The 21,483-nt window shown below is 72.2% G+C and carries 21 protein-coding genes; 10 read left to right on the top strand and 11 right to left on the bottom strand.

Translation table 11 applies throughout. From position 1 onward, the window contains the following. Window positions 1–19 precede the first annotated feature (19 nt). The 3 genes from ACQPYA_RS06205 to ACQPYA_RS06215 all read left to right on the top strand — a co-directional run bounded on the left by ACQPYA_RS06205 (window position 20) and on the right by ACQPYA_RS06215 (window position 2,167). Window positions 20–841, top strand: a complete 822-nt coding sequence (locus tag ACQPYA_RS06205; protein ID WP_433531680.1) for an SDR family NAD(P)-dependent oxidoreductase — start codon at window positions 20–22, stop codon at window positions 839–841. Window positions 842–1,099: 258 nt separating this feature from the next. Continuing rightward, window positions 1,100–1,732, top strand: a complete 633-nt coding sequence (locus ACQPYA_RS06210; protein WP_433531681.1) for a DUF6082 family protein — start codon at window positions 1,100–1,102, stop codon at window positions 1,730–1,732. Between the two features lie 66 nt (window positions 1,733–1,798). Next, window positions 1,799–2,167 carry a globin gene (locus ACQPYA_RS06215; RefSeq protein WP_433531682.1) on the top strand — a complete coding sequence of 123 codons (369 nt, stop codon included), beginning with the start codon at window positions 1,799–1,801 and terminating at the stop codon, window positions 2,165–2,167. Window positions 2,168–2,240: 73 nt separating this feature from the next. On the opposite strand, the gene ACQPYA_RS06220 is transcribed toward ACQPYA_RS06215, so the two are convergent. Continuing rightward, window positions 2,241–3,260 carry a hypothetical protein gene (locus ACQPYA_RS06220; RefSeq protein WP_433531683.1) on the bottom strand — a complete coding sequence of 340 codons (1,020 nt, stop codon included), beginning with the start codon at window positions 3,258–3,260 and terminating at the stop codon, window positions 2,241–2,243. Beyond that, window positions 3,257–3,607 carry a PadR family transcriptional regulator gene (locus ACQPYA_RS06225; RefSeq protein WP_433531684.1) on the bottom strand — a complete coding sequence of 117 codons (351 nt, stop codon included), beginning with the start codon at window positions 3,605–3,607 and terminating at the stop codon, window positions 3,257–3,259. Before ACQPYA_RS06225 ends, ACQPYA_RS06220 begins: the two co-directional genes overlap by 4 nt. 212 nt (window positions 3,608–3,819) lie before the next feature. On the opposite strand from ACQPYA_RS06225, the gene ACQPYA_RS06230 reads away from it, so the two are divergent. From ACQPYA_RS06230 to ACQPYA_RS06250, 5 genes are all read left to right on the top strand, one after another. Next, window positions 3,820–5,148 (top strand): AAA domain-containing protein, encoded by a 1,329-nt coding sequence (locus ACQPYA_RS06230; RefSeq protein ID WP_433531685.1) that lies wholly within the window; start codon window positions 3,820–3,822, stop codon window positions 5,146–5,148. 165 nt (window positions 5,149–5,313) lie between these two features. Further along, the gene (locus ACQPYA_RS06235; protein WP_433531686.1) at window positions 5,314–5,976 is read left to right on the top strand and encodes a hypothetical protein; all 663 of its coding nucleotides are present in this window, start codon (window positions 5,314–5,316) and stop codon (window positions 5,974–5,976) included. Between the two features lie 18 nt (window positions 5,977–5,994). Continuing rightward, window positions 5,995–6,255, top strand: coding sequence for a hypothetical protein (locus tag ACQPYA_RS06240; RefSeq protein WP_433531687.1), 261 nt, complete (start codon window positions 5,995–5,997; stop codon window positions 6,253–6,255). Further along, on the top strand, window positions 6,252–6,656 hold the full coding sequence (locus ACQPYA_RS06245; protein ID WP_433531688.1) for a hypothetical protein: 405 nt from the start codon (window positions 6,252–6,254) through the stop codon (window positions 6,654–6,656). Before ACQPYA_RS06240 ends, ACQPYA_RS06245 begins: the two co-directional genes overlap by 4 nt. A gap of 218 nt (window positions 6,657–6,874) precedes the next feature. Next, window positions 6,875–10,150, top strand: a complete 3,276-nt coding sequence (locus ACQPYA_RS06250; RefSeq protein WP_433533394.1) for an ATP-binding protein — start codon at window positions 6,875–6,877, stop codon at window positions 10,148–10,150. Window positions 10,151–10,220: 70 nt separating this feature from the next. Here ACQPYA_RS06250 and ACQPYA_RS06255 read toward each other — a convergent pair whose 3' ends face one another. The 6 genes from ACQPYA_RS06255 to ACQPYA_RS06280 form a co-directional block, all read right to left on the bottom strand. Further along, on the bottom strand, window positions 10,221–11,078 hold the full coding sequence (locus ACQPYA_RS06255) for an ABC transporter permease (protein ID WP_433531689.1): 858 nt from the start codon (window positions 11,076–11,078) through the stop codon (window positions 10,221–10,223). Beyond that, on the bottom strand, window positions 11,075–12,082 hold the full coding sequence (locus ACQPYA_RS06260) for an ATP-binding cassette domain-containing protein (RefSeq protein WP_433531690.1): 1,008 nt from the start codon (window positions 12,080–12,082) through the stop codon (window positions 11,075–11,077). The genes ACQPYA_RS06255 and ACQPYA_RS06260 overlap by 4 nt, the downstream gene beginning before the upstream one ends. A 287-nt stretch (window positions 12,083–12,369) precedes the next feature. After that, window positions 12,370–13,356 (bottom strand): aldo/keto reductase, encoded by a 987-nt coding sequence (locus tag ACQPYA_RS06265; RefSeq protein WP_433531691.1) that lies wholly within the window; start codon window positions 13,354–13,356, stop codon window positions 12,370–12,372. A gap of 91 nt (window positions 13,357–13,447) precedes the next feature. Next, window positions 13,448–14,299 (bottom strand): aldo/keto reductase, encoded by an 852-nt coding sequence (locus tag ACQPYA_RS06270; protein WP_433531692.1) that lies wholly within the window; start codon window positions 14,297–14,299, stop codon window positions 13,448–13,450. Between the two features lie 46 nt (window positions 14,300–14,345). After that, entirely contained in the window at window positions 14,346–14,582 is a 237-nt protein-coding gene (locus ACQPYA_RS06275) for a Rho termination factor N-terminal domain-containing protein (protein WP_433531693.1), read from the bottom strand. Window positions 14,583–14,740: 158 nt separating this feature from the next. Beyond that, complete coding sequence (locus ACQPYA_RS06280; protein ID WP_433531694.1) at window positions 14,741–15,673, bottom strand: ParA family protein; 933 nt, start codon at window positions 15,671–15,673, stop codon at window positions 14,741–14,743. Window positions 15,674–15,972: 299 nt separating this feature from the next. On the opposite strand from ACQPYA_RS06280, the gene ACQPYA_RS06285 reads away from it, so the two are divergent. Continuing rightward, window positions 15,973–17,598 (top strand): M20/M25/M40 family metallo-hydrolase, encoded by a 1,626-nt coding sequence (locus ACQPYA_RS06285; RefSeq protein WP_433531695.1) that lies wholly within the window; start codon window positions 15,973–15,975, stop codon window positions 17,596–17,598. A 54-nt stretch (window positions 17,599–17,652) separates the two neighbouring features. Here ACQPYA_RS06285 and ACQPYA_RS06290 read toward each other — a convergent pair whose 3' ends face one another. From ACQPYA_RS06290 to ACQPYA_RS06300, 3 genes are read right to left on the bottom strand one after another with little or no spacing between them, the layout of a single operon-like run. Continuing rightward, window positions 17,653–18,354, bottom strand: coding sequence for a YqeB family protein (locus ACQPYA_RS06290; RefSeq protein WP_433531696.1), 702 nt, complete (start codon window positions 18,352–18,354; stop codon window positions 17,653–17,655). Next, a complete protein-coding gene (locus tag ACQPYA_RS06295) occupies window positions 18,351–19,136 on the bottom strand; it encodes an ABC transporter permease (protein WP_433531697.1) in 786 nt (261 codons plus the stop codon). Before ACQPYA_RS06295 ends, ACQPYA_RS06290 begins: the two co-directional genes overlap by 4 nt. Continuing rightward, a complete protein-coding gene (locus ACQPYA_RS06300; RefSeq protein WP_433531698.1) occupies window positions 19,133–20,074 on the bottom strand; it encodes an ABC transporter ATP-binding protein in 942 nt (313 codons plus the stop codon). Before ACQPYA_RS06300 ends, ACQPYA_RS06295 begins: the two co-directional genes overlap by 4 nt. Before the next feature lie 133 nt (window positions 20,075–20,207). On the opposite strand from ACQPYA_RS06300, the gene ACQPYA_RS06305 reads away from it, so the two are divergent. After that, window positions 20,208–21,449: a sensor histidine kinase gene (locus ACQPYA_RS06305; protein ID WP_433531699.1), complete on the top strand. Its 1,242-nt coding sequence runs from the start codon at window positions 20,208–20,210 to the stop codon at window positions 21,447–21,449. The last annotated feature ends 34 nt before the right edge of the window (window positions 21,450–21,483 follow it).

Below are 21,483 nucleotides of genomic sequence, written 5' to 3' on the forward strand. Positions count from 1 at the left end.
TTCTGAAAGGTAGCGCCCAATGACGATCGACTATCACGCGCAGACGGTTCTTCTCACCGGGGCGAGTTCCGGGATCGGCGCCGTCTTCGCCACGGCCTTGGCAGCGCGCGGTTCGGACCTCGTGCTTGTCGCTCGCCGCGCCGAGCGGTTGACGCAGGCGGCGGACGAACTCCACCGCACGTACGGCGTTCGTGTCGAGGCGATCCCCCTGGATCTCGCACGCCCGGCCGCCGCGGCTGAGCTTCGTGAGGCCGTCGCCGACCGAGGCGTAGCGGTCACCGCGCTGATCAACAATGCTGGGTTCGGCACGTTCGCCCGGTTCGCCGAGGCGGATACCGGACGCCTCGCCGCGGAGATCGCCGTCGACGTCGCGGCACCGGTCCAGCTGACGGCCGCGTTCATGCCGCAGATGCTCAGCGCCGGCAACGGCTTCATCATCAACGTGGCAAGTGTCTCCGCCTACTTTCCCTCACCCAGGATGGCCGTCTACAGCGCCGCGAAGGCATTCGTGCTCAGCTTTACCGAGTCCCTCTGGACGGAGCTGCGGGGCACGGGCCTCACTGTGTTCGCCGTCTGCCCCGGCGCCACCACCACGGACTTCACCACCGAAATGGGCACGGGCGCCAGCGTGCTGACCTCCGGGCGGACGCGGACGCCCGAGGACGTCGTCGCCACCGCCATGGCCCATCTCGAACGCCGGGACCCGGGCCCGTCGGTGATCGACGGGCGATCCAATCAGCTGGGTGTGATCATGAGCCGGTTCCTGAGCCGGCGGAGCAGCGCCGTGATGATGGAGCGGGTCTTCGACCCAGACCGTGGATCAAAGTCTGCAGCGGTCTGACATCGTCCAGCTATCCCTTCAAGTAGTCCTTCATGGACCGGGCCAGCTCCGCGATGGTCCAGCCGGACGCTGAGCGGTTGTACACGCACCCGCGCCCGGATACGCCGTTACGGTATAGCCGACGCCGCTGGACCTACCCGAACCGGCCCGGCCGGCCACCCGTCAGCGACGAGCTCCGGGACGTCATACTTCGGCTGGCCCGGGAGAATCCGCGTTGGGGACACCGCCGAATCCAGGGCGTTACTCGGCAGCGTCGGGGTGGCGTACGGCGCGGCGTCCGCGATCCTCGCTGGCCTGGCGCTCAGCGGTGTGGTGACTTCGCTGATCATCCAGGCGCGAGAGGCGAAGGCGGCTCGTGAGCAGACGCTTCGGGCTCTGCACACCGATCTGCTGAAGATGGCGATCGACGATCCTGGGCTGCTTGAGTGCTGGGGACCGATCGAGGAGTCGTCGGACGTGGAGTGGTTCCGTAAGCACGTCTACACCAATCTGATCGTCACCCACTGGCAGCTGATGTGGGAGGTCGATGTGCTGAGCGAACCACATCTCGAAATCCTCGCCGACCAGTTCTTCGAAGGCGCGGCGGGGCGGCGCTTCTGGGCCGAAGCGCGAGGGCCGCGGAGGAGGGCCGAGACGTCCCGTCGGGCCCGCCGCTTCACCGCCGTTCTTGACGAGAGGTATCTCGCCGCGCTTGTCGCCGGTCCTCCGGAAGACGGCCCAGGGCGCGCTCGAACGACAGACGAAGCGGCGTCGATCGCACTTCCCGAGCAGACGGTGGCCGAGCGGCACAGGGCCGGGCGGCTCGCCTGCCTTGCCGCCGGCGTGGCCGTCACCGCCGGTGCGGTCGCCGCTGGAGGGTACGTGGCTCGACGGTTGCGACGGCGCGGGTGAAGGCGCGGCCCGATGGGCCGGTGGTAGTTGCGCGGATGAACTGATCAAGTAGAACGGTCCGTATCCATGGGCATGCGGACGACGGAGTTGGTGGCCTGCCCCCGCAACGCCTTCGACTGGCTGGGGCCGGCCGGGGTGCGTGGCGTGGTGAGCCGTTGGATGCGTCTGGTGGCCTCCGACGCGGAGTTGGCGCCGTACCTGCTCGGGATCGACCGTCCACGGCTCGCCACCCACCTTGCGGCGCAACTCGGCGGGGCCCTGGGTGGTCCGGTCGGTGCGGCCGGCCCGGGCGGCGGTGCCTGGCGACGGCTCGGGTTGACCGAGGAGCAGCACTGGCGGGTGCTGGACTACCTGGCGGCGGTGTTGTGGGTGCTGGACCTGCCGGTCGACACGATCATTGCCGCTCAGCGCGTCACGGGTGCGGATCACTCGTAGCTTGGTGCCGGTGGTCGCTGGGCACGGCTGCTGGCCGGACCCGGAGGGCCGGCCAGCAGGTCACGGTGTCCGGTCAGCGGCGTTTGAGCAGGCGCAGGCCAAGCCGGATCGCGGCGTAGATGGCGGCTGCGGTGGCGGGCAGGGCGACGCCGTACGCGGCCCAGAGTTGGCCCTCGTCCGTCCAGCTGTTGAAGGCGAGAATCCCGAGGTTGATCGTGGCCAGCGCGGCGACCAGTTGGGCGCCGGTGCCGCTCCAGAAGGGCAGCTTCCGCTCCGGCTCGTGTTGGGCGAGGTCGCGGGCGTACTCCTCGACCGGCCCGAACTCGGCGGTGGGGGTGTTGCCGGTGGCGGTGAGGTGGTCGTGGGCCTCGCGGGCCAGTTCGGCGGCCCGTTGCGGCGGGAGGTCGTAGCGGCCGACCAGGAGGCCGGAGAGGCGCTGGCACCAGGCGGCGGTGTCGTCGGCCGGCGCGGTGCGCGGGGTGGGCGGGGCGTATTCGACCGGCTGCTTCGGTCGGGCCGGCTGGCGGGTCATCAGCCAGAGCAGGAGCATCGAGACCGTGACGATGGCGAGCAGCGGGACCCGGATGACCGGCTCCTTCGGCAGGAGCATGAAGCTCGCGACGCTGAGCGCGCCGAAGAGGCCGACGAGCGTGAGTGTCCAGTTCGCCAGGCGTGGGTGGCCGCTGGCCCGCACCGCCCGGGGCACGCTGCCGGCGAAGAGGGCCAGGCCGATCATGATCAGTCCGGTCAGGAACGCGGGCGTGGCGGCGAAGCTGAGGGTCCGTCCCAGGATGGCGTAGAAGACCGCGGTGGCCGTCCCGAGCAACACCAGGATGAAGATCGTGCCGCTGAGATAGTCGGTCGGCAGCATGCCGTGCCGGTCCACGTTCTCCCGCAGGTGCGCCGGCTGGTCGGCGGCTGCGGCCAGGGCGAACTCCTCGGGGGATCCGAAGGCGTCGTACGGGTTCTGCCCGCTGAACTCGCAGTGTGCCCGGACGTCCGCGATGATCGGGTTGGCGAGGTGGTAGCCGATGCCCTGGTCGCCGAGGGCGAGTCGGGCCGGTAGTTCCCATCGCTCGAACGGCTCCGTCATTTTCTGTCCTCCCCAGTTGCCGTGAGTAGCCGGTCGAAGGCCGCGGTGAAGTCGCCCCACTGGGCGCGCTCCGCCGCCAGCCGTTGCCGGCCCGCCGTCGTGATCGAATAGACCTTCCGCCCCGGGCCGCGGTCGCCGGGCAGCCAGTCGGAGCGCACTGATCCCTCGGCCTCCAGCCTGCCCAGCACGGGGTAGAGCGCGCCGCCGCGGATGGGGCCGAGGTCGAACTCGGCCAACCGTTGGGCCAGCGCGTAGCCGTGCCGCTCGCCTTCGGTGAGGACGGCCAGGATGGCCAGCCCCAGGCCCGCGCGGAGCCAGCCTGTTGCCGGGTCGACAGTGGCCCCCATCGCTTGTAGCACCGTCCTTCGAGTAGTCGCTTCATCGAGGTATTTTGCTTTCCTGACTAGTTGTACATCAGACTAGTCGGGTGTGGCAAGTAGTCGAGGAAACGGCGTCGGGTGGCGGCCTGGCCGGTGGCGCGGGACCAGCCGTCGGCGACCAAGGGCGGGGCAGGCCGGCCAGCGGTAGGGTGCGGGACGGCCGAATGGGGGTGGGATCGATGCGGTCGCAACTGGCGGTGCCGCCGGGAGTCGAAGCCGAGCAGGTGATCACCGTGGTCCTGGCCGACCTGCGGTCCGGCGGGCACCGGGGGGTGGTGGTCGATTCGCCGCCCGGTGCCGGCAAGTCGACCCTGGTCGTCCGGGCCGCCGTGGAGCTGGCCGGCAGCGGCGAGCCGCTGATGATCATCGCGCAGACCAACGAGCAGGTCGACGATCTGATCGACCGGCTCGCCCGGAAGGCGCCCGAGCTGCGCGTCGGCCGGCTCTCCGCCGGCGACTACCGGCCGTCGGAGCGGGTGCGGGCGCACGAGCAGGTCAGGGTCGCCGCGAAGGTCACCGACCTGTCCGCGTCGGCCGTCGTCATCGGTACGGCCGCCAAGTGGGCCACGGTCACCGAGGGCTGCTGGCCGTGGGCGATCGTGGACGAGGCGTACCAGATGCGTTCGGACGCCCTGTTGCGGGTGGCCGGACGGTTCGAGCGGGCCCTGTTCGTGGGGGACCCGGGGCAGCTCGACCCGTTCTCCACGGTGGAGGCCGGCCGCTGGGCGGGGCTGACCTGGGATCCGATGCAGTCGGCGGTGGCGGTGCTGCTGCGGCACAACCCGCAGCTGCCGGTGCACCGGCTGCCGGTTTCCTGGCGGCTGCCCGCCTCGGCCGCCCCGGTGGTGTCCCGGGCGTTCTACCCGTTCACCGGGTTCCGCGCCGGCACCGCGTCCGCCGACCGGGCCCTGCATCTGACCGGGGCCGGGCCGGGTGACGCCGTCGACCGGGCGGTGGAGCTGGCCGTCGCCACCGGCTGGGCGCTGTACGAGCTGCCCGCCCGGCACACCCTGCGTACCGACGCCGAGGCCGCCGCCGCGTGCGCCGCGCTCGCGCTCCGCGTGCTGCGCCGCGGCGCGATCGCGGTCTGTGAGCAGGCACCCGGCGGCGCGCCGGTCACCGCGGACCGGATCGCCGTCGGGGCCGCGCACCGCGACCAGGTCGCGGCCATCCGGGCGCACCTCGGCGAGGCCGGTGCGGCCGTCACCGTCGACACCGCCAACCGGCTCCAGGGCCGCGAGTACGACCTGACCATCGTGCTGCACCCGCTCTCCGGCCGGCGCGACGCGACCGCGTTCCACCTGGAGTCGGGGCGGCTCTGTGTGCTCGCCTCCCGGCACCGGCAGGCCTGCATCGTGGTGGCCCGGGCGGGCATCGGCGAGCTGCTGGACGCCCATCCGTCGACCGATGTGCCGCAGTTGGACGTGCCGGTCAGGTTTCCCGACGGCTGGGAGGCCAATCAGGCGATCCTGGCTCACCTGAATCCGGTGGCAGTTGCCCGACGGTAACTCCTGGCGGTGCCCTGGCCAGCGGCGATGCCATGCAGAATAAGCGAATTTACGCCAGCCTCGATCACCGGAATTCGTGTCGTCGTCCCGATAGAACGGTGATTCAGGTGATCTGTCGCCGCCGATAGCGTGGGGAATGCGCAGGCCGTCGAGGAAAGGCGGACCATGAAATCCCCATCAGCTCTGTTGTCCCGGCGCGGGTTGCTCGCCGGCACCGCGGTCGCCTCGGCCGCCGCCGTCACCGCACCCGTCGCCGCCCTACCCGCCGTCGCGGCCGTCCCGGCCGGCCCGGCACGACCGGCGGTCACCTACGACCGGATCGCCACCGCACGTCTGGCCGCCCCGGCGGCCCTCCAGCCCGACCTGCACGAGCGGCTGAGCGCCTGGCTGGCGTTCTGGTCGGCGAACTCACCGCGTGGCTGGAGCGTCCCGACCGAGATGGCCGGCCAGGCCGACCTCGCCGGGCACGCGTTCACCCTGCACGCCATCCGGGTGGTGGTGGACGACCGGCCGTCGGTCGCCTTCGCCGCCGGCCGGGTCGACGCCGCCCACCTGGCCACCCTGGCCAGCCTGCATCACCGGTTCGGGCAGGTCACCGTCGTGGCCGGCGGCGGGTTGCGGGTGGTCGACGGCGACGCCGGATTCACCGGATCGGCCGATCAGGTCGCCTTCGCGATCGCGGCCAGCCGGCAGTTGTGGGGCGTGCGTAGCGCCGGTGCCGCGACGTGGCGGCACCAGGTGGGCCACGCCGACGCCGCCTCCCGTTCCGGCTGGGCGGCCTTCACCAGGGCGGCCCTGCGGCGCGGGCTGCGGACCGACACGTACTGACGAACCGGAGGAAACAGCATGGCACGCCACGAGTTCCGCTTCGTGGTCGACGGCGTCGACCTCACATCCGAACAGCAGAGCCAGATCGCCGCCGAGATCCAGAAGGCCGGCCTGGCCGCGCTCTCGGTCGCCGGCGCCAAGCTCACCACCCCGCTCGCCCTCGGTCACGCCAACCTGCGGCTGCGACCCGAGTGGTACGGCCTCTGGGTGATCGACGGTCCGTTCGCCCAGGACCTCGGCCAGAAGATCAACGACATCGGCTTCTGGTTGCAGAAGTGACCCAGTCGCCGCAGGGGCCGGACCCGTCGGAGCGGATGTGCCCGAGCACGCCCGTGGCCAACGCCACGGTCTTCCTCGGCATGATCACCCCGGCGGGTCGGGTCGCCTACGTCACCCCGGCACTGCCGGCCGAGGTGGCCGTCGACGCGGCGGCGGAGGCGGGCGGTCCGGTGGAGGGGCGGTACCGGCTCGCCGGTCCCTGCGTCACCAGCCGGTGCGGCTTCTGGACCGGCGAGCACTGTGGCCTCGGCGAACGCCTGGTGTCCTCGTACGCGGAGACGGTCGGTCCGCCCGAGATCGACCTGCCGCGCTGCGCCATCCGGCGGACCTGCCGGTGGTACGGCGAGCAGGGCCCGGCCGCCTGCGCCGCCTGCGCCCACGTGGTCACCGACGCCCGCTGACCCTGACCGTCCACGACGCCCCGCGCCTACGGCAGGGCCGGGTCGTCCGGGACCGACGCCCGTCGACCTGTCGCCGGCCCACCGCCGGTCACCGGTCGGCGGGCGTCGCCCGGCCGGTCGGGGAATGCTCGTGGTGTCGGTCGGTTCGGCTACCGTCGGTTGCCATGAAGGCGCGGGGCGGCGGAGTCATGATCGGGCGGGAGCATCCCGCCGGCCTGCTGCGCGCCGAGGTCGACCGCGCCGCGCAAAGTCACGGCGGCCTCGTCCTGGTCACCGGCGAGCCCGGCATCGGCAAGACGACCCTGGTGACCGCCGCCGCCGACGAGGCCCGCCGGCAGGGTGCGCTGGTGCTCGGCGCGGCCTGCTGGGATTCGGCCAGCGCACCCGGATACTGGCCCTGGGTGCAGATTCTGCGCGGGCTGCGCCGGTCGCCCGACGACTGGGCGGTGGCCCGGGAGTCCGCCGAGCCGGCGCTCGCCCTGCTGCTCGGCGAGGCGACCGGCCCGGCGGCGGCCGACCCGGGCGCGCTGGCACCGGCTGGCGCCCATGGCGGCCCGCTGACCCCGACGGGCCCGCTGGCCTCGGCCGGTGCGCCGGGCGAGGGGGAGGCGGCCGAGCAGGAGGCGTTCGCCCTCTATGACGCGGTCACCACCGCGCTGGTCGCCGTCTCCCAGCGGCGGCCGGTCATGGTGATCCTGGACGATCTGCACTGGGCCGACGCGGCGTCGATGCGGCTGCTCCAGTTCGCCGCCCGGCACACCTGGTTCGAGCGGCTGCTGTTCGTCGGGACGTACCGGGACGCCGAGGTCGAGTCCGGCGGGCATCCGCTGCGCCCGCTGTTGATGTCGCTGGTGGCCAAGGCCACCACGGTTACGCTCACCGGCCTGTCCCGCGACGAGGTCGGCGCGCTGATGGCCCGCACCGCCGGCCGGGAGCCCACCCCCGACTGCGTCGACGACGTGCATCTGAGCACCGGCGGCAACCCCTTCTTCGTCGAGCAGACGGCCCGGCTGTGGCACACCACGGGCGCGGTGACCGGCCTCGCGCCCGGCGTGCGCGAGGTGGTGCGCCGGCGGCTGGACCACCTGCCCACGGCGGTGGTCGACGCGCTCACCGTCGCCGCCGTGCTGGGCCGGGAGTTCCACGGCGAGATCCTGGCGGCCGGTGCCGGCCTGACGCCGGCCCGGCTCGACCAGCTTCTCGACGTCGCGGTCACCGCGCGGCTCGTGCTCGACGGCGGCGACTGCCGGTACGCCTTCGCCCACGACCTGGTCCGGGAGACGCTCTACGACGGCCTCGCCGACGACGACCGCCGGGCCCGCCACGCCGCCGTGGTGCGCGCCGTGGATGGGCACGCCGCGCTCGGTCAGTTCCTGATCCCGGCCGACCTGGCCCGTCACGCCTGGCTCGCCGGCGATCGCCTCGACGCGGGGCGCGCCACCGACCTGCTGATCGCCGCCGCCCGGGATGCCAGCTGCCGGCTGGCGCTGGAGGAGTCGACCGTCCACTTCCGGCGCGCGTTGCAGGTCGTGCCGGACGCCCCCCAACGAGTCAAGATCATGATGGAGCTGGCCGACCGGCTGTTCCACACCGGCGACCGCGACGAGGCGCGCCAGTTGCTTGCCGACACCACCGCCCTGGCACTGGGTGTGGACGAGCCGGCCCTGTTGGCCCGGTTCGCCGTCAACATCCACCGCCACCACCAGATCAACCCCGGTCTCGGCGTCGACACCGACGCGCTGGTGCGGGAGGCGTACCGGCGGCTCATCGGGGAGCCGGAGCGCGATGCCCCGGTCGGCACGCTCATCACCGGCCTGATCACCACCACCGAGGCCGTCGCCCGTCAGGGCCGGGACGACGAGGCGCTCGCCTTCACCCTCTGGGCCCGGCACGACGCCACCTGGGGCATGGGCACCGCGGCCGACCGGGCCGCCCTCACCGCCGAGATCCGCGACGTCGCCCGGCGCGGCGGTGACCAGGAGGCTGAGCTGTGGTCCACCTCGCTGCGCTGGGTGGCGCTGCTGGAACTCGGCGACCCCGGCTACCTGACCGAACTCACCGCCTTCGTGACCGCCGGGCGGCAGACCGAGAAGCCCCGGCACCGGATGGCCACCGCTATCGACAACGGCATCACCAGCGCCTTCCGGGGCGACTTCGCCGGTGCCGAAGCCGACTACGCCGAACTTGACCTCGACGCGTGGGAGCACGCTGACCACGCCTTCCTCGGCCACCATCTGCGCTGGTCGCTGCGGCTGTTGCAGGGGCGGTTCGAGGAGGCCGATGGCGTGATCGACGGGCTCGCCACGACCGGCCACCCGCACCGGGAACTGCTCCGGGCGATCACCGCTGCCGAGCGCGGCGATCACCACACCGCCGCCCGGCTCGCCGCACAGCTAGAAGCCGCCGGCACCCGGTACAGCGGGTCGATCTCCCCACTCTGGCAGCGGCTGCGCGCCCAGGCCACCGTCGCCGACCCGGCGCGCTGCGCCGAGGCCCGGCAGGCCCTGCTGCCATACCGTGGCCAGTGGCTGGTGGCCCTGTATGGCTGCGACGTCAGCGGCCCGGTCGACCACTGGCTGGCCGTTGTCGACGCCGCCGAGCAGCGCTGGGACGACGCGGTCGCCGGATTTTCCGCCGCCCGCGACAGCGCCGACCGGATGGGTGCCCGACCATGGTCGCTCATCGCCCGCGCCGCTCTCGCCGACGCCCTCACCAACCGGGGCCGTCCGGGCGACGCGGCCACCGCCGCCGTGCTGCGCGCCACCGTCGAACCCGAGGCCCGCACCCTCGGCATGCGGCAGGTGCTCGCCCGGCTCGCCGACGCCCCGGCGGGCAGGACGACGGCGCCCGAGCCCACCCCGGCCGGGTCGGTGGGCACGTCGGGCGGCGCTGTGCCGGCTGGGGTCGCGTCGGGTGGGGCTGTGTCGGGTGGGGCGGGGATGGCCCTGGCCTACGAGTTCCGGCGCGACGGCGCGGTGTGGCGGCTCACCTACGACGGTGCCACGGCGCACCTGCCCGACGCGAAGGGGCTGCACGACCTGCGGCTGCTGCTCGGCCGCCCGGGTGTCGAGGTGCCCGCGGTCGAGTTGCTCGACCCGGCCGCCGGGCCGGAACTCGTCGCCGCCCGCCGCATGGGTGGTGACCAGGTGCTCGACGACGAGGCGAAGACCCGCTACCGGCGCCACCTGACCCGGCTCGACGACGAGATCGACCGCTCGGCCGCCCGCGGCGACCAGCCGAAGGCGGCCGCCCTGGACGCCGAGCGGCGTGCGTTGATCGATCAGTTGCGGGCGGCTGCCGGGTTGGCCGGGCGGACCCGCCGGCTTGGTGACGAAGCGGAACGGGCCCGCAAGACGGTCACCGCCCGCATCCGGGACACCCTGCGTCGCCTCGACGAGCGGCATCCCCCGCTCGCCGCTCACCTGCGCGCCGCGATCTCCACCGGCACCGCCTGCTGCTACCTGCCGCCCACCCCCATCCCCTGGCGTCTCTGACCACCCCCGACCGCCGGATCTTGGTACGGATGCGCCCCGGGCGGGGAGCTTCCGTACCAAGATCACGGGACTAGCGGCGGTTGTAGCGGTACATGGTGAGGGTGCCGAAGACCACCACGAAGACGGCGCTCCAGGCGATTGTCCACATCAGGCTGGAGGCGTCCGTGGTGCCGGCCATCGCGGCACGTACCGACGAGACCAGGTGCGTGATCGGGTTGGCCTTGACGAACGCCTGGAGCCAGCCGGGCATGGTGGACGGGTCGACGAAGACGTTGCTGAGGAAGGTCAGCGGGAACAGCACCATCATGCTGACCCCCATCACCGACTTCTCGCTGCGTAGCACGAGCCCGAAGAGGGTCCAGACCCACGAGAACGCGAACGAGAAGATCACCAGCAGGCCGATCCCGGCCAGCACCCCGAGCAGGCCGCCGTCGGGGCGGAAGCCGAGCACCAGCCCGACGGTGAGGATCACCACCGCCGCGAGGATGTAGCGGAGCACGTCCCCGACGATCATGCCGACCAGGGCGGCCGGCCGCCACACCGGCAGCGTCCGGAACCGGTCGAAGACGCCCTTCTCGATGTCGGTGTTCAGGCCGACGCCGGTGTACATGGTGATCATCACGACGCTGGTCACCATGATGCCCGGCAGGAAGAACTGCAAATAGTCACGCGGGTTGCCGGCGAGCGCACCGCCGAACAAATACGTGAACATCAGGACCATGATGATCGGGAACGCCGTCACGTCGAACAGTTGCTCCGGCACGTGCTTGATCTTCAGGAGGGCGCGCCAGCTGAAGGTCAGCGACGCCGACAGCGGGCTCGGCCGGGGCGGTCGTGCGCCCGGCGCGAGGACCGTCGCCAACGCTTCGGTCGAGGGCACGTAGACCGCCGCCGCCCGGTCGGCCGTGGTGGCGGTGTCGCTGCTCATCGGGCTGCCTCCAGCTCGTCGTCCCGCTCGGCCTCGGCGGGGTGGTCGGTCAGGGCCAGGAAGACCTCGTCCAGGCTCGGCTGGCCGAGCGAGAAGTCGTCCACCACGATCCCGGCGCGGGACAGCTCGCTCAGCGCCTTCGCGGCCTGCGCGCTGGCGTCCAGGTCGCTGCCGTCCCCGCCGACCCGGGCCGTCATGGCCACCGGATCCGGCTCCAACTGCACCGGTACGCCCAGCGCCGCCCGCAGTACCCGCTCGGCCTCGGGCCGCTGCCCCGGGTCCCGCAGCCGCAGGTGCACGGTGCCGGAACCGACCGACGACTTCAGCTCGCCCGGGGTGCCCTCCGCGATCACCCGGCCGTGGTCGACCACCGCGATCCGGCCGGCCAGCTTGTCAGCCTCGTCGAGGTACTGCGTGGTCAGCAGCACGGTCGTGCCGTGCGCCACCACCGCGCGGACGATCTCCCACACCTGGTTGCGGCTGCGTGGATCCAACCCGGTCGTCGGCTCGTCGAGGAACAGCAGGTCGGGCGTGTTGAGGATGCTCGCCGCGATGTCGATGCGCCGCCGCATGCCGCCCGAGTACTTCTTGACCTGCCGCCCGGCCGCCTCGGTCAGCCCGAACGCGGCCAGCAACTGCTCTGCCCGCTGCTGGGCGGCCGGCCTGCGGAGCCCGAGCAGGCGGCCCAGCAGGACCAGATTCTCGGTGCCGGTCAGGTCCTCGTCCACCGAGGCGTACTGGCCGGTCAGGCTGACCCTGGCCCGGACCGCGTCGGCCTCGGTGACCACGTCGTGGCCGAACACCCGCGCCTGCCCGCCGTCGGGGCGCAGCAACGTGGCCAGGACCCGCACCGCCGTGGTCTTGCCGGCGCCGTTCGGGCCGAGCAGCCCGTACACGGCGCCGGCCGGCACCTTGAGGTCGATGCCGGTGAGCGCCCGGGTCTCGCCGAACGACCGGGTCAGACCCTCGGCCTCGATGGCGAGGCCGGTGGTGCGTCTACTCATGATCTCTGAACATCCTTTCGCTCGGGGAACCTGCGGGGCCACGAGCGTCACGTCGCGACGTCTCCGCCTGCCGTCCCACCACAACGCACGCGTACGACAAAATTGCGCGTGGCCGGCCGCCTGCTACAACGACGGCGGCCGGCGGTGGTTGTAGGCCAGCTTCCCTCCGCTGGCGCGAGACGGTGAGCGGCCGCCGCTAGATCAGATCTAGCGGCGGCCGCCCGACGCCCGGCACACCGGTTCGCGCCACCCGCCGGCAGGGGCCGTCGGGCCGCTGCCGGCCCCCGTTACCAGGCGGTGTCCAGCCGGTGCCGCTGCTCGGGCGTCAGCTCCAGGTCGACGGCGCCGAGGCACTCCGCCAACTGGGCCACCGACGAGATTCCCACCAGCGGGATCGTCGGTATGTCACCGTCGATCAGCCAGGCCAGCACCACCTGGTTGACCGTCGCCCCGGTCTGCTCCGCCACCTCCCGCAGCGCGGCGAGCCGGACCGGTGCGCTCGGCAGGTCGTACGCCGGGCCGAGCGGCTTGTCCGGCCGGGTGTACGCCCCCCACAGCAGCGACCCGTACGAGATCAGGGTCAGGCCGGGCTCGGCCCGCAGGTAGCTGGTCAGGTCGCCGCCGACCGCACCCACGTTGCCGTCCCGGTCGAGGTCGGCCGGACCGTCCAACCGGCTCGGCAGGTAGCTGCGGTGGTACTGGAGCACCTCGTACCCGGGCAGGCCCGCCGCGGCGGCCAGCGCGCGGGCCCGTTCCACCCGCCACGACCGGTGGTTGCTCACCCCCAGCAGCCCCACCGTGCCCTCCGCGACCAGCTCGGCGAAGCCCTCCACGGTCTCCCGGAGCGGGACGGTGTGGTCCTCGATGTGGGCGTAGAGCAGGTCCAGCCGGTCGACCCCGAGGCGCTCCCGGCTGCGCTCGGCGGACTCCCGGATCACCTTCGCCGACAGCCCCTCGGGATTGTCGAGGTAACTGGTGCCGGGGGCCAGCGGCCGCGCGCCGAGCTTGGTGGCGACGACGATCTCGTTGCCGACCCCCCGGCTGCGCCGCCACCGGCCGAGCAGCTCCTCGCTCTGGCCGCCCTGACCGCCGTCCATCCAGAACGCGTAGTTGTTCGACGTGTCGATGAAGGTGCCGCCCGCCTCGACGAAGTGGTCCAGGATCGCGTACGAGGTGGCCTCGTCGGTCTTCGTGCCGAAGAGCATCGCGCCGAGGCTGAGCACGCTGACCTCGCGCCGGGTACGCGGGTCGGAGCCGATCGTGCGGTACCGCATGGGAACTCCTCTCCTGCGCCCGAGATGTGGACGCCGGCACCAGCCTGCGTCTTCGAGCGCACTCGAGGTCAACCCGGTACGGTGCCGGGACTCAGGTGGGGAGGTAGTCGAAGGTGTCCGGGTTGGCGCCCTGCCGTCCCGCCTCGCCCTGGTCCAGCAGGGTGACCTGCTCCATCGCGGCGTCGTCCAGCTGGAAGTCGAAAAGCTGGAAGTTCTCCTCGATCCGCTTCGGCGTGACCGACTTCGGGAAGATGACGTCGCCGCGCTGCACGTGCCAACGCAGCACGACCTGGGCCGGCGTGCGGCCGACCTGCTCGGCGAGGTCGGCGATGCTCGGGTCGCCGAGCACCGCACCCTGCGCGATCGGCGACCACGCCTGGGTGACGATGCCGTTCTTCGCGCCGTACGCGCGCACCTCGTCGTTGGTGAAGTACGGGTGCGCCTCGATCTGGTTCACCGCGGGCACCAGGTCCGCCTCGTCGGCCAGCCGCTCCAGATGCGGCACCTGGAAGTTGGACACCCCGATGGAGCGGGCCCGGCCGCCGTCCTTGAACTCCTCCAACACCTTCCACGTGGTGACGAAGTCGCCGCCGTAGCGGGTCGGCAGCGGCCAGTGGATGAGGAACAGGTCGAGGTAGTCGGTCCGCAGTGCGTCCAGCGTCGACCGGAAGGCGGCGCGGGCGTCGTCGGGGCGGTGGCAGCCGTTGTGCAGCTTGCTGGTGATGAAAACATCCTCCCGGGCCAGCCCCGCCGCCCGCACCCCCGCACCGACCTCGGCCTCGTTGCCGTACATCTCGGCGGTGTCGATGTGCCGGTAGCCGATGTCCAGGGCGGTGCGTACCGCCTGGGCGGTCTGTGCCGGGTCGATCTGGAACACCCCGAAGCCCAGTTGTGGGATGGTGGTGCCGTCGTTCAGCGTGATGTCCGGAATCATGCCTGCCATTCGCCCGGCATACCCGCTGGCGTCGACCTTCTCACTCGACGGAACGTCAGCGTTGCCGCAGGGCGATGGAGCTGAGCCGGTAGCCGATGGTGCCCTCCACGATCCGCTCGACCAGCTCGGCCTTGCGCAGCCCGCCGACGCTGCGCAGCCCCAGGCCCGCGGCCAACTCCCGCAGGGCGCGCAGCGGCCAGCCCGACAGGTACGCCGTACCGTCGGCGCGGCTGGTCATGGCGGCGAGCCGCTCGGCGGCCAGGATCGATGCCACGCCGCCCTGGCCGCTCATGCCGGCACTCCGCTTCGCTCCCGTGCCGTCATGAGGCACATCCGCGCTGAGCCTGATGATTCGCTCGCTCCGCTCGCTCATGCCGGCACTCCGCTTCGCTCCCGTGCCGTCATGAGGCACATCCGCGCTGAGCCTGATGATTCGCTCGCTCCGCTCGCTCATGCCGGCACTCGGGTGGGTTGCAGGTGGTCGAGGAACTCGGTGGCGAGATTCCGCAGCTCCTCGCGGACGGCGGGGACGGTGACCCGGTCGCGCAGCACCACCGGCACGCCGCGGGGGGTGTTCGTGGCATAGAGGGTGGCGTTCTCCCGCAGCGCGGTCGGGAAGACCGGAAGGTCCAGGTTGCGTACCTGGTCCATGTAGCGCTGGTGGGTGGCGATCGGCTGCCGGGCCAACAACTGGATCATCGTGAAGACCACGCCGGCCACGTCGGGGGCGACCTTCTGGTGCCGGCGTACGGTGGCGAATCGGCGGGCGTCGGCGTTGTACTGGTCGACCAGCTCCCGCACGTTGCCGTACAGGTAGTCGATGCCCAGGGTGGACAGGTAGTCGGCCTTGGCCGGGATGACCAGGTGGTCGCTGGCGATGATGGCCGACTGGGTGACCATGTTGAAGTTCGGCGGGCAGTCGATCAGCACCATGTCGTACGGGTCCAGGCCGTCGGCGAGCAGCCCCTCGTCGAGCGAGCCGCGCACCCGGAACAGCTCCGCGTCGTACTCCTCGCCGCCCGCCACACTGCGGGCCAGCGCCAGGTCGATGTCGACCAGTTGCAGATGCGAGGCGATCAGGTCCAGCCGGCCGGTGCCGGAGAGCCGGGCGTTCGCCGGGCCGGGCGACACCACCAGATCACCCAGGGTCACCGCGGCGGCGCCCTCGCGCAGACCGTCGTACCAGCGCTTGATGGTCCGGCTGTCGCGCAGCCGTTCCCGCCAGTCGTCCGGGTCGTAGAAGCCGAAGGTCAGGCTGGCCTGCGGGTCGAGATCGATGAGCAGCACCTTCATCCCGCGGTTGGCCAGCTCGGCCCCGAGGTTGGCGGTCACCGTGGTCTTGCCGACCCCACCCTTGTAGTTGATTACCGACACGACGTACATCGACGTACCTCCCCAGATGGGAGACGGTAGCGGGCCTGGCGGCGAAAGTTCGATCATCGCCACCGATCCTCGGCGGCCCGTAACCAGGCCACTTCGTACTGTCGACCGTTTTGCCGGCGGCCGGAGTCGCCAATGGACCGCGGCAATCCCCGAGACAGGTGCCGTGCTGGGCCGAACGTCTGTCCAGCACAGCTGAACAGGCACTTTGCCCTGGCATCGAGGTGCATCAAGATTGCACAAACATCCGGCGCACGGGGGTACGGGAGCCGGATGACCGCAGAGGAAGGACGTGGCACATCGTGGTGCCTTTCTCAGGTAGGAAGGTGCTCGCCGGTATCGCGGCCAGCACTCTCCTGGGCACGGTGGCGCTGGCAAGCCCGGCGTTGGCGAGCTCGAACAACAACTCGGTCCAGAAGCTGACCAGGGCGGTGACGGTCGGGGGCGTTATCAAGCACCTCGACAGGTTCCAGGCCATCGCCAACGCCAACAACGGCACGCGTGCCTCCGGCACACCGGGCTATGACGCGAGCGCCGACTACGTGGCCGGGCTGTTGAAGAAGGCCGGCTACCAGGTGACCCGGCAGCAGTTCGACTTCGCGTTCTACGAGGAGTTCGGCTCCTCCTTCGCCCAGGTGGCGCCGAACCCGACCAGCTACCAGGCTGGCGTCGACTACGACCTGATGGACTACTCCGGTGACGGGGTCGGGCAGGGGCAGGTCGTGGCGGTGGATCTCAACCTGACGCCGCCGCGCGCCTCGACGTCCGGCTGCGAGGCCAGCGACTTCGTCGGCGTCGACGTGGTCGGCAAGATCGCACTGATGCAGCGCGGCACCTGCGGGTTCGGCGACAAGGTCGCCAACGCCGAGGCGGCCGGCGCGGCCGGCGCGATCATCATGAACCAGGGCAACGGCACGCCGGAGGCCAACCCGGACCGCTACGACCTCTTCGCCGGTACGCTCAGCGCGCCGGTGGGCATCCCGGCGGTCTCCGTGTCGTACGACACCGGGGCGCAGTTCGCGGCGACGTCGGATCTGGTCCTGCGGATCGAGGCTGACACCACCTCGGAGGTCCGGAGCACCGAGAACGTCCTCGCCCAGACCAAGCAGGGCCGCACGGACAACGTGGTCGTGGCCGGGGCGCACCTGGACTCGGACCCGGCCGGTCCGGGCATCAACGACAACGGCACCGGCAGCGCCGCGCTGCTGGAGGTCGCGCTCCAGATGGCCAAGGTGAAGCCGAACAACGCGGTTCGCTTCGCCTGGTGGGGCGCGGAGGAGGCGGGCCTGATCGGCTCGCAGTACTACGTGGACAGCCTGACCGAGCAGCAGGTCGGCAACATCGCCCTCTACCTCAACTTCGACATGGTCGGCTCGCCGAACTACGTCTTCGGGGTGTACGACGGCGACGACTCGGCGCAGGAGGGTTCCGGCCCGGGGCCGGAGGGTTCGGCGCAGATCGAGAAGGTGTTCGAGAAGTTCTTCGCCTCCCGCAAGCTGCCCACCGTGCCGTCCGACTTCACCGGCCGCTCGGACTACGGCGCGTTCATCGACGTCGACATCCCGGCCGGCGGCCTCTTCACCGGTGCGGAGGGCCGTAAGACGGCCGCCGAGGTCGCGCTCTTCGGCGGCATCGAGGGGGAGTGGTACGACCCCTGCTACCACCAGGCATGCGACAGCCGTACGCCGGTCGCCGACGGCGCCGACGCCGCGCTGTACAAGGCGCTGGGGAAGAAGTACAAGCTCCACGGCAACGTGAACGTCTTCGCCCTCGACGTCAACTCCGACGCCATCGCCGCTGCGGTGATCACCTTCGCGTTCGACACCTCGGCCGTGAACGGCGTGAAGTCGCCGGGCAAGTCGCACGGCAAGGGTAAGGGCAAGGGCAAGTCGCACGGCCACAAGCACCACAAGCACGCCTGGAGGTAATCCGAGCGTCCGCTGGGCGGGCCGGGTCCCTCACCGGGGCCCGGCCCGTTCGCGTCAGTCGGACGGCCGGGCCGGCCGGGTCAGCCGCCAGTGCTGCCGTCTACCCTCGTCGCGTACCACCACGCCGTAGCGGCCCAGCTCCGCGCGCAACTCCCGGGCCTCGTCGCCCTGGTCGTGCTCGACCGCCTCCTGCCGCGCCCGGAGCAGCGCGTCCGCCCCGGGCGGCAGCCCCGGCAGGCCGGGCACCCAGCGCCGGTACGCCGCCCGGTGTGGATCCTCCGCCACCCAGGGCCAGCCCTGCTCGCGGAACGCCCCGGCAAGCCGGTCGGCGGGCAGGTCGGAGCGTTGCCGGGCCAGCTCGCCGTCGTCCGCGTCGAGCAGCACCAGATCCCGGCCGTCGACGAAGACCGCCCGGGTCTGCGCCCGGCCGACCTCCCGCTCGGCGCCGCCGTGCCGCAGCCGTGCCCGGGTGCCGTCCACCGTGACCCGGACCCGTTCGGCGGTGCCGATCCCGGCGATCACCAGCCCGGCCAGCACGCCGAGCCCCACCCCGCCGCCCAGGGCGTACCCTGTGGACACTCCGTCGACCAGGCGGAACAGGCCCTGCACCGGTGCCCAGGGCAGGCTGGCCACCCAGCCCGCGCCCGCCGCCAGCAGCCAGCCCGCCGCGCCTCCGGCCGCCGGGATCCCGCCCCAGAGCACCAGCAACTCCCCGCTGCCGCCGCTGACCACGGTCGGCGGGCCGTACGCCGTCACGTCACCTCCCGACGCATCGTGCGGACCAGCCCGGCGAGCAGCGGTACGCCGAGCCACACCAGCAACGACACCCCGAGCCGCCCCCACTGCCCGGCGGTCATCTCGGCCCCGAACAGCGACTCCAGGGTGCGTCCGGTGTCCAGCCACTCGGCGGCCCGCCGCAACGGCCGGACCAGCTCGCCAACGATCGACCAGGCGATCGGCAGCACCAGGTAGGTCACGATGGCCAGCGGGGTGTGCAGGAGGAGCAGGCCGAATCCCGCGCCCAGCAGCACGTTGGCCACCTGGAACACGGCGGCGTGCAGGATCAGCGAGCCCTCGATCCGCCAGCTGCCCGCGCCGCCGGTGGCATCGGCGATCAACGTTCCGACGGCGGCGAGGGCGAGGCTCGCCAGCACCGACGCCAGGGCCGCCAGCACCACGGCGGCGAGCTTGGCGGCGATCACCCGCTCCCGCCGGGGGACCAGCGCGAACGTGGTCAGCGCGGTGCGCTGCGACCACTCGCTGGTGATCGACAGGATGCCGAGCACCGGCAGCAGTACCCCGACCGGGAGCAGCGACGGGATGAAGAAGTTGACGAAGGTCTGCTCGGCGTCCGGCGTGTACACCAACTGGAGGCCGACGATGAGGGCGACGAGCAGGCCGATGGTGATCAGCAGCCAGCGGCCGGCCCGGGTGTCGACGAGCTTGCGCAGCTCGACGGCGGTCAACCGGGCCAGCGACGGCCGGCGCTCACCGGGCCGGACGGCGGGGGTGATCTCGGTGGCGGTGATCGTGGTCATCGGACGGCCTCCCTGGTCGGCGCGGCGTCGGTGCGGGTCTTGACGGTGCTGGGCCCGGCGTTGTCCGCCGCCGTGGTGAGGCTGAGGAAGAGCTGCTCCAGGCCCCCGCCACCGGCCGGCCGCAGCTCGGTCAGGGCGATCCCGGCCGCCGCGGCGGCCTGCCCGACCGCCTCCGGGTCGGCGCGGACCAGCAGCCCGTCGGTGCCCTCGTCGACCGGCAGTCCAGCCCGGTCCAGCGCGCCACGCAACGCGGCCCGGTCGCGGGCCCGCACCAACGTGCCGTCGCCGGCCAGCAGCTCGTCCTTGTCGCCCTGGGCCACGATCCGGCCACCCCCGATCACCACCAGCCGGTCCGCGACCGCCTCCACCTCGCGTAGCAGGTGCGAGGAGAGCAGCACGGTGCCGCCCCGGTCGGCGAAGTCGCGCAGCAGTCCCCGCATCCAGAAGATCCCTTCCGGGTCCAGGCCGTTGGCCGGCTCGTCGAGGACCAGCACCCGGGGGTCGCCCAGCAGCGCGTGCGCCAGGCCGAGCCGCTGCCGCATCCCCAGCGAGTACGCCCGGACCCGGCGCCGGGCCGCGACCGCGTCCAGCCCCACCCGGTCGAGCACCTCGCCGACCCGCCGTCGGTGCACCCCCATGGTGGTGGCCGCCACGGCCAGCGCCTCCCGCCCGGTTCGCCCGCCGTGCTGGGCCGAGGCGTCCAGCAGCACCCCGACCGTGCGGCCCGGGTTGGGCAGCTGCCGGTAGGGATGCCCGTCGACGGTGGCGTGGCCGGCGGTCGGCGGGGTGAGCCCGCAGATCATCCGCATCGTGGTGGACTTGCCGGCTCCGTTAGGCCCCAGAAAGCCGGTCACGGTGCCCGGTTCGCAGTGGAAGGACACGTCCTCGACGGCGGTGTGCCGCCCGTACCGTTTGGTGAGCTGGTTGACAGCGATCATGCAGGCCAGCCTGCCCGGGCCAACCGGCTGACCGCAGCGGCCGACGGTCGGTCTCGTCGCGACCAAGGTCGAGGCTCAGGTCTCGACTTTGGTAGCTGGTCCGGTGGCCGGACGGCTGCCTACCATTGCGCCTGTGAGCAGCGTCGTCGTACTCGAACACCCGTGGCTGCTGCCCGGGTCGCTGAGCACGACGCATCGTCGTTTCCGGCGGACCACCCGCGACTGGCTGGTCGACAGCAGCACCTTCCTCGTCGCCGTTCTCTGGGTGCTGGTGGTCACCCTGGACGCCGCCTCCCCGGCGCCGACCTTCGCCGAACGGCTGCCGTACCCCTGGATGATCGCCGCCGACGCGGTGATCGGCCTGGCCTGTGCGGCGGCGCTCTGGGTACGCCGCCGTTGGCCGCTCGGGCTGGCGCTGGTGACCCTGCCGTTGACGATGTTCTCCCTCGCCTCCGTCGCCGCGCTGTTGGTCATCTACTTCACGGTGGTGGTGCACCGGCGCACTGCGGTCGCGGTGGCGTTGACCGCGGCCGGTCTGGCCACGAACGCGGTCTTCTGCCTGCTGCGTCCCGAACCGAACGGCTCCTACTGGATAAACCTGGTATGGGGGACGCTGGCTGGCCTGCTGGTGCTGGCCTGGGGAATGTTCGTACGGGCCCGGCGGCAGCTGGTGCTGTCGCTGCGGGAGCGTGCCGAGCGGGCCGAGGCCGAGCAGCAACTGCGGGTGGCCCAGGCCCGGCAGTTGGAACGCAGCCGGATCGCCCGGGAGATGCATGACGTGCTGGCCCACCGGATCTCGCTGCTCAGCCTGCACGCCGGGGCGCTGGAGTTCCGCCCCGACGCCCCCGCCTCGGAGGTGGCGCGGGCGGCCGGGGTGATCCGGGGTAGCGCCCACGCCGCGTTGCAGGACCTGCGCGAGGTGATCGGTGTGCTGCGGGCCGAGGTGCTCCTCTCCGCCGACCCGGAACGCCCCCAGCCCACCCTCGCCGACCTGCCCGCGCTGGTCGCCGAGTCCCGGGCCGCCGGGGTCCGCGTCGAGTTGCGGGATCGGGTCTCCGCGCCGGACCGGCTGCCCGCCGGGGTCGGCCGCAGCGTCTACCGGATCGTGCAGGAGGGGCTGACCAATGCCCGCAAGCACGCGGTCGGCGCGGCCGTCACGGTGCAGGTCGGCGGTGGGCCCGGCGACGGCCTGACCGTGGAGATCCGCAACCGCTGGCCGCTGCGGGAGCCGGCCGGCGGGACGATCCCGGGCAGCGGCACCGGTCTGGTCGGCGTCGCCGAACGGGTCAACCTGGCCGGCGGGCGGCTGGAGCACGGCCGCGACGACACCGGCGACTTCCGCCTGGCCGCCTGGCTGCCGTGGCCGGCGTCGTGACCGACTCCGCCCGCGTCTCGTCCGGCACCGTGCC

The organism is Micromonospora sp. CA-263727 (assembly GCF_050942455.1).
GTDB lineage: Bacteria > Actinomycetota > Actinomycetes > Mycobacteriales > Micromonosporaceae > Micromonospora.

What these genes read in the sequence shown, in the direction of transcription:
- ACQPYA_RS06205 (WP_433531680.1), top strand. Translation starts at nt 20, where the DNA reads ATGACGATCGACTATCACGCGCAGACGGTTCTTCTCACCGGGGCGAGT.
- ACQPYA_RS06215 (WP_433531682.1), top strand. Translation starts at nt 1,799, where the DNA reads ATGGGCATGCGGACGACGGAGTTGGTGGCCTGCCCCCGCAACGCCTTC.
- ACQPYA_RS06220 (WP_433531683.1), bottom strand. Translation starts at nt 3,260, where the DNA reads ATGACGGAGCCGTTCGAGCGATGGGAACTACCGGCCCGACTCGCCCTC.
- ACQPYA_RS06225 (WP_433531684.1), bottom strand. Translation starts at nt 3,607, where the DNA reads ATGGGGGCCACTGTCGACCCGGCAACAGGCTGGCTCCGCGCGGGCCTG.
- ACQPYA_RS06230 (WP_433531685.1), top strand. Translation starts at nt 3,820, where the DNA reads ATGCGGTCGCAACTGGCGGTGCCGCCGGGAGTCGAAGCCGAGCAGGTG.
- ACQPYA_RS06235 (WP_433531686.1), top strand. Translation starts at nt 5,314, where the DNA reads ATGAAATCCCCATCAGCTCTGTTGTCCCGGCGCGGGTTGCTCGCCGGC.
- ACQPYA_RS06240 (WP_433531687.1), top strand. Translation starts at nt 5,995, where the DNA reads ATGGCACGCCACGAGTTCCGCTTCGTGGTCGACGGCGTCGACCTCACA.
- ACQPYA_RS06255 (WP_433531689.1), bottom strand. Translation starts at nt 11,078, where the DNA reads ATGAGCAGCGACACCGCCACCACGGCCGACCGGGCGGCGGCGGTCTAC.
- ACQPYA_RS06260 (WP_433531690.1), bottom strand. Translation starts at nt 12,082, where the DNA reads ATGAGTAGACGCACCACCGGCCTCGCCATCGAGGCCGAGGGTCTGACC.
- ACQPYA_RS06265 (WP_433531691.1), bottom strand. Translation starts at nt 13,356, where the DNA reads ATGCGGTACCGCACGATCGGCTCCGACCCGCGTACCCGGCGCGAGGTC.
- ACQPYA_RS06270 (WP_433531692.1), bottom strand. Translation starts at nt 14,299, where the DNA reads ATGGCAGGCATGATTCCGGACATCACGCTGAACGACGGCACCACCATC.
- ACQPYA_RS06275 (WP_433531693.1), bottom strand. Translation starts at nt 14,582, where the DNA reads ATGAGCGGCCAGGGCGGCGTGGCATCGATCCTGGCCGCCGAGCGGCTC.
- ACQPYA_RS06280 (WP_433531694.1), bottom strand. Translation starts at nt 15,673, where the DNA reads ATGTACGTCGTGTCGGTAATCAACTACAAGGGTGGGGTCGGCAAGACC.
- ACQPYA_RS06295 (WP_433531697.1), bottom strand. Translation starts at nt 19,136, where the DNA reads ATGACCACGATCACCGCCACCGAGATCACCCCCGCCGTCCGGCCCGGT.
- ACQPYA_RS06300 (WP_433531698.1), bottom strand. Translation starts at nt 20,074, where the DNA reads ATGATCGCTGTCAACCAGCTCACCAAACGGTACGGGCGGCACACCGCC.